Source organism: Umezakia ovalisporum Ak1311, assembly GCF_029891685.1.
Lineage (GTDB): Bacteria > Cyanobacteriota > Cyanobacteriia > Cyanobacteriales > Nostocaceae > Umezakia > Umezakia ovalisporum.
This window is the reverse complement of sequence record NZ_JANQDJ010000054.1, coordinates 76764-83788: the sequence shown is the minus strand read 5'-3', so window position 1 is coordinate 83788 and position 7025 is coordinate 76764. Positions and strand designations below refer to the sequence as shown.

Below are 7025 nucleotides of genomic sequence, written 5' to 3'. Positions count from 1 at the left end.
GCCCAAGGAGCTAAAACAGCCATAATCCAAAAAATTTATAGTCCTCAAATAGTGCGGTTAATGACCTTGAGGGCAATGGTGATTCCAGAAACCCTACCAGAGTTTTTAAATTGGTTAAATGGGAAATTAGGTAAGAGTGGTAATGAACATCAAGTTGTTTCTTTTAATTTTCAAAGTGCTATTTGTAGCCAATTTCCTAAAGATAAACTCACTGAAGGAATTAAGTTGCTAGTACCTAAGTTACTACAAGGAGATATTACACCAGAACTTTTCTGTTGTTTATTTACAAAACATAGAGCTTGGGATGTATGTCGCAATGATTTTATTAATGATGTTCGCTACAATTTAGAATTAATTTATCACTCTTTCCAAACTAGGACAGTAAGTAATAAACTTATTTTTCCCATTGATGGTTTCAAGTTTAAAGAAGTACCTTGGGAAAAAATCATCTACTATTGGAATGAAATTACCCAAGGTTACCATTATGGAATTGATGATTATGAGCCTTTGGCACAGTTATTTGAGTTATTGAGAGAATATCCGTTATCTGCTTACTTTTATCAAATCAGTAGGGGTAAGGTTCCTAAAAATGTATTTCTTCGAGCTTGTCCTAATCCTAAGAATAAAGTATATTTATTCACATTTTTAGGGTTGACTCTGAAGAGAGATGTAAGTTTGATTGGAGTTGTTGTTGATTTTTTTCTCCGGGGGTACATTGTGCCAATTAAAGTTGTGATTATTTTCTCAATCATATTATCTGGCGGTAGCTTTTGGATGGGTTCTCAATTTTTTCCTACTCCTGTTATGACTCCAGTATATGAGATAACAAAAGATGAAGAACAAAGAATAATAAAAGCAAGTGAAACCAAAAATGTTAGTAAAACTATAACTGCAATTGAACAACTTAAGAAGGAGCCTGAATTTAAAGGGAAAGACGTTCTTGGTGAAATTAAAAACATTTTAGGTCTAGATTTCGACTATTCAATAGTTAAAGTAAATCAAGGTTCGCAGCAAGATGAGCGAGAAAAGTTAGAACAAGGCATTGAAAGAAGAAAATTATCTGAAGCAATATATTTATATGAGAAGAAGAAGGCTCAGGAGGGTAACAGTAAAATAAACCCAGTTGGATATATTGTACCCAATGGCAACACATATAAGTTACTAAAAAAAGAAATTAAGGAAAATTTGAACAAAAAAAATAATTAATTATGGAGATAAAAAATGGAGATAAAAATTGGTGAGCTCTTTCAACAACTAACAATATTAACTAAAGTCAGTGCTGATAAATGCCAACAAATATTAAATGAATATAAACTATGAGAATTTACCTTTACATATTAGCTGGATTAACATCAGCCTTAATTGGCTGGAATGTGGGACAATTTTTCCTGACTGATTTGGGATTGTTACCACAATTTCCTGAAATTGCCCTGTTTCCTTGCATTGCTATTTCTCTCGCTGTTGGAATGGTGATGAATGAAATATTTATTAGCAACCCCACTAGATATAAACTCAACCTTCGCACTGCCAAAATTCCTTTACTAATTTCCCTGGGTTTAGGAACTATGGCTGGTTTAATTGCTGGGACTATTTCTCAAATTCTGTTTTTACCAATAATTAGTGTTCCTAGTCCTATTGTTAGAACTTTTAGTTGGCTGTTAATTGGTTTTTCTGTGGGAATTGCTGAAGGTTTGAGTTGGCGATGGCATACCATAGAAGCGGGAGACCCAAAACGATTTCGTCAACGTTTAATAACTAGTTGCGCTGGTGCTAGTGGCGCTAGTTTAGTGGCGGCTGTACTTTTTGAGTTGATTCGCATGGCTTTGAGTCAAGTACCCACAGGATTGAGAAATATTGAAGACCCCTTGGGGGTGTCTATTTTAGGGATGTTGTTAGGGTTGGTTTTTAGTATTACCAATTCTCCTAGCTATGTAGGTGCTTTAAGAGCTGGTACCGGTTTTGAGTATACAGAGTTTAACTATGATTATGACCAACTGCAATTAGAAGATTTGAAAAAAAAATCGCCCTATATAGATAAATCTATCCTGAGATTTGTCAGTGATGGAGAAACTGATGAAATTGAAGAAGGTTTGTCAATTCAATTACCAACTATTGGTACAATCGAAATTGGTTGTGATGTGGAAAAATCACATATTTATCTCCCTGGATTAGCCCCCCAAATGGCGAAGTTAGTTGTCAATAATCGTGAAGTTTATCTAGTTCCTACACAGCAGTTTATTTCTTTTATTGAAATTAATGGTTATCGGTTAGTTTCTGCTAAACCAACTTTACTAAAACATAATTACCTTTTGACCTTTCACACAGTCAATATAGACGGAAACCATGAAGAAAAAATCTACCGTTTTGTCTACTACAATCGCTTCCTTGACCCACAAGCTTAGTTTATCTATACTCCTAGTGGCTTCTTTAGCTTCTCCTAGTTGGGCAAATAATAATGTCGCAAAAAATGTTGCAGAAATTGTCAATAATCCCAGGGTCAAAGATGATAGAGTAACCATTCGCATTAAAGTTAAAAATTCAGCAGATAGACCAGTGATGGGTCTAGAAGATACAAATTTTAAATTACTTGTAGATGAAAAAGAAGTTCCCTTTGCCACTAAAGATTGGAAAAGCCCTGAAGAAACTATTCCCCCTCCAGCTTGGATTATAGTGTTACTAGATTTTAGTGGCAGTATGAATCAGTTGGATCGTGGGGGGACAAAAAAAATTACAGGTGCAATTAATGCAGTTCGCCAATTTATTCAAGTATTAAGCCAACGTGGGGGAGATACACAAATTTCCATTGTTCCTTTTGGCAAATCTGGTAGTAATTGTCAAGGCTATCCTGTGAATAACGAGACTCTGGGTAAGTTTTTTGGTGCTAAGGATTTTAAGTTACAAAATTACCTCGATTACTTGGCAAAAACCACTCCCTGTGCTTCTACTGACCTATACACACCCTTGAATCAAGCAATCAGGTTTTTCGCCAATGGTGAAGATGAAAATTTTGATACATCGGAAAATTCTGATGCACCGCAACCCAGACGTTCAATTATTTTGCTCTCTGATGGTTATCACAATCAAATAAATGAAAACCAGGATTTTGAAGGTTTAAAGAAACTCTTGAAAAATAATCCTCTGATTACTGTTCATACTTTGGGCTATGGCTTGACACCAACAGAGTTGGGTCAAAAATATAAACTTGGTAGACCAGCTAACCGTGCTGACCTTGCTAGTGGTAAGGTTCCAGAGTCAGAATTTGTAGATCAAAAGCGCTTGCAAGAAATCGCTAGTTTAACCGGGGGAATTACTGAATTTTCTGGAAATGCAAAAGCTATCGCTGAAAATCTCCAACTATTTCTTAATGCTTTACTGGGGGAATACGAAATTACTTATACCCAACCCAATGCAGAGCGTGGTGCTAAACATGATGTGCAAGTTGTTGTGAATATTCCAAGAGGTGAGTCTGTTAAGTCCCCACCCAAAGCTTACAGAATTACTGTATTTGGGCGATCGCTTCCTTTGATGGTGCGGCTAATAATGCTTATTTGTGTTTTATTGGCCATGGTATTTGCTGGGGTATTACCTTTTTACTTTTGGGGGGAAGCTTTAAAACAAGAAGCTCTACAGGATTAATTTTGCTGTGAAATAACTTTATGAAAATTATAACTTTGTCCTTAACTAGTTTACCACTTTTAGTAATTGCCGCTTGTGCTCAAATCAGTAACCAAACTAAAGTTGATTGTGTTACCAAATCACAAATTCTGGAAGGTAAAGATACTAAACCTATTGTGTTTAACAATGAAACTATTACAGAATCAGGAATAATTTCGAGGAATCAAGTATTAGCATACAGTTTTGATGGTACTTCAAAGCAACAGCTATCTTACACAACCAATCAAAATATTTGTATTTCGATTTATACCCCAGATAATGAGTTAATTGAGAGCAGTGTTTCACCTATTATTTTACCTATTAACGGTAAATATATTATTCAAGTTTCTGCACCCAAAGATTCCACTAGTTTTGATTTAACAATGAACTTAAAGAGTGTGACAAAACTATCTATTCCTGCATCTGTAGCATCTAAAACTTCAGTTCCTGCACCTATACCATCTAAAACTTCAGTTCCTGCACCTGTACCATCTAAAACTTCAGTTCCTTCATCTGTACCATCTAAAACTCCAGTTCCTGCACCTGTAGCATCTAAAACTCCAGATCCTTCATCTGTACCATCTGAAACTTTAGTTCCTTTATCTGTACCATCTCTTCCAGATTTTAATGAGCCTGTAATTGATTCTCAAACAGAATCTAAATTACGTCCAAATGCAGATGATTTTGTCAGAGATTATTACATAGCCCTTAAAAATCGTCAATATGAGCAAACATGGAATAGTCTTTCTCCTGGATTTCAAAGTATTTCTGGTAGTTCTTCTCAATATGAAGAATGGTGGAATAGTGTGACAGAAATAAATATTGGTGATATTAAACTCATTGATCAAAATACTGATAAAGCTGTAGTAGATGCTGAATTATCCTATGTGCTGGAGGGTGGAAGAATTTATGAAGACGGTAAAAAGCGGATTTATTTAATATGGAATGACGATACTGACAGTTGGTTATTTAACCGTAAATTAGCACCTTGATGGTTAAAATATGTTTACTTTATTGTTGACTAAGTTAATGAAAAAACTAACTATTTGCTGGACACTATTAACAATATACGGATGCACTCAACCAGCATTAAATTCATCATCTGCTGGTTGTTTAGACAAACCACCAGTTTCTTTGGCTCAAGAAGATGTAGAAGAAATTAAGCTGAATGATAAGAAACTAACAACATCTGGTCAAGTTAGTTCCACTAAATCTATGGGTTATAAATTTGATGCAAATTCAGGTCAAAAACTTAGTTACGCCACTAATGCTGATATTTGTCTTTGGGTTTATACACCAGATAACCAAATTATTAAAACTACGGAATTACCTAAAAATGGAAAATATATTATTCAAGTTTCTGCACCTCAAGGTTTAAGAACATTTGATTTAGAAATGACATTAAGTAGCGTTGAAGTATCTTCTACTCCAGCCCCTGTAACTTCCCCTTCAAATGAAATTTCTGCAAATACTTTCTCCCCCCAACCTGCTGTAGCTACAACCACTGATACATCTAATGTCACTCCCACTGGTTCCTCAATCCCCAAGCCACGACGAACTCCTTCCTATAGTCCCTCTCCATCCTTTCCTGTATCTCCTGCTGAACCAGTACATGATATTTCTCAAAAACAAGCATTAGAGATAGTACAAAATTGGTATGCAGCTAAACCTCAAATTTTTGGGCCACCTTATGATACTAGCTTAGTGGAAGAATTAACTACAGGTAAGCTCTATTCATTTACTACTAAACCTAATGGACCAGTTGCTTGGTTAGAGAATAATAATGCTTACTATACCTATGAAAAATCTGAAATTACAAAAATAATAGATTTTTCTAATTCAGGTAAAAGACCATATATGAAAGTAAAAATTTTTGAAGAATTATATCTTCATGGTAAGAATGGAATTGACAAAAAAAATTCAGGTCCTTACCGTGGTGAATTTATCTACACATTTGAAAAAGAAAATGGGATTTGGAAAATTTACGATTACAAGAAGGTAAGTTAATGAATAAAAATGTTAAAGTCCGTAAAATAATTCTTAAAAAGAAAATGTCTATCAATTTAAAAAGATTTTCTTTAGCCTGTGTGGTTTTATTATCAACACTAATAGTTTTTGGACTATTAATAGATAAAGTTATTCAAAGGCAAAATTCTCAAGCTAAAATTCCTCCGGTTTCTGATAGACCTAAAATTACTCAGTCTCAGGCTCAGTCTACGTCTCTGTCTACGTCTCCGTCTCCGTTGTATTCTCCTGTTGAACCCTTACCAACAACAGAAAGTAAACCAACAATAAGAACTTATCAATCATCTCAGGAACAACAACTACTTACAAGGCTAAATGATAATAGTTATGACATAATGTACAACCCAAATATAAGTTTTATTCCACGGGAGGATTATAAACAAGTAAAGTCGAAAATAAGTTATACACCCAATAAAGAAACAAATAGATATAATTATGATGGTGAACTGCAAAGCATAGTTAACGATATTGTAAATTATGTTCGTGAAAGAAATATTTACACAGAACATTTATCTATAAGTTTAATTAATGTAAATAGTCATCAATGTTGTAACTATGCTGGACATTCAGATAGTACACCAAGATTTTCCGCTAGTATTATAAAATTATTCTGGATGGTATATTTATATGGACTATATCAAGAAGGATATGTAACAGAAATACCTCAAAAAGCTGTACATAAGATGATTCAAGATTCTGATAATGAGTCTGCTAGCTTAATAGTAGATAAAATTACTGGAACACAATCTGGCGATAAATTAAGTGGCGATGAATTTCAGAAATGGTATCAGAAGCGTCTCTCTTTAAATAAATTTTTTCAAAAAGCTGGTTATGATCCAATAAATATTAGCCAGAAGTTATTTCCTATTTCTTATAGTGACAATCATAGTCCTATGGGTAGAGATTTACAAATACGTAAAAATGAAGTTTATCCTGTTCCCATAAGGAATTATACTACAACTCGTGATGTTGCTCGTTTACTGCTAGAGATTGAGCAAGAAAAATCAATATCTAAACAATATAGTCGTGAAATGAAAACTCTTTTGAAAAGGAGCTTAAAAAAAGAAGATTGGCAAAATAAACAATTTAATGCCATTGAAGGTTTTTTGGGTGAAGGTTTACAAGAAAATACTTACTTTTTATCAAAAATGGGTTGGAATTCAAAGACTCGTAACGATGCAGCCATTATAGGTAGTCCAGATGGCAAACATAAATATATCTTAGTAATTTTTGGGGATGACCCAAGATTTTATCAAGATAAAGAAATTTTTCCTGAAATATCACGTAGGGTCTATGAACAGATAACTAAAGAAAAGGCTATTTAAAGTTTGATTGGTTTGTAAATT

Annotated in this window: 5 protein-coding genes and 1 pseudogene; all 6 read left to right on the top strand. The window is 34.1% G+C overall.

Going from position 1 to position 7025, the window contains the following annotated elements:
• A pseudogene (locus NWP25_RS10660) lies at positions 1 to 1206 on the top strand (hypothetical protein); the annotation flags it as partial.
• Between the two features lie 110 nt (positions 1207 to 1316).
• Positions 1317 to 2402, top strand: a complete 1086-nt coding sequence (locus NWP25_RS10655; RefSeq protein ID WP_280687557.1) for a hypothetical protein — start codon at positions 1317 to 1319, stop codon at positions 2400 to 2402.
• Positions 2365 to 3636: a vWA domain-containing protein gene (locus tag NWP25_RS10650; protein ID WP_280650336.1), complete on the top strand. Its 1272-nt coding sequence runs from the start codon at positions 2365 to 2367 to the stop codon at positions 3634 to 3636. The genes NWP25_RS10655 and NWP25_RS10650 overlap by 38 nt, the downstream gene beginning before the upstream one ends.
• Positions 3637 to 3656: 20 nt before the next feature.
• Complete coding sequence (locus NWP25_RS10645) at positions 3657 to 4646, top strand: RAD23 family protein (protein ID WP_280699350.1); 990 nt, start codon at positions 3657 to 3659, stop codon at positions 4644 to 4646.
• A gap of 142 nt (positions 4647 to 4788) precedes the next feature.
• Complete coding sequence (locus NWP25_RS10640; protein ID WP_280699348.1) at positions 4789 to 5661, top strand: ARC6/PARC6 family protein; 873 nt, start codon at positions 4789 to 4791, stop codon at positions 5659 to 5661.
• A complete protein-coding gene (locus NWP25_RS10635; protein WP_280699347.1) occupies positions 5661 to 7004 on the top strand; it encodes a serine hydrolase in 1344 nt (447 codons plus the stop codon). The genes NWP25_RS10640 and NWP25_RS10635 overlap by 1 nt, the downstream gene beginning before the upstream one ends.
• Positions 7005 to 7025: the final 21 nt, after the last annotated feature.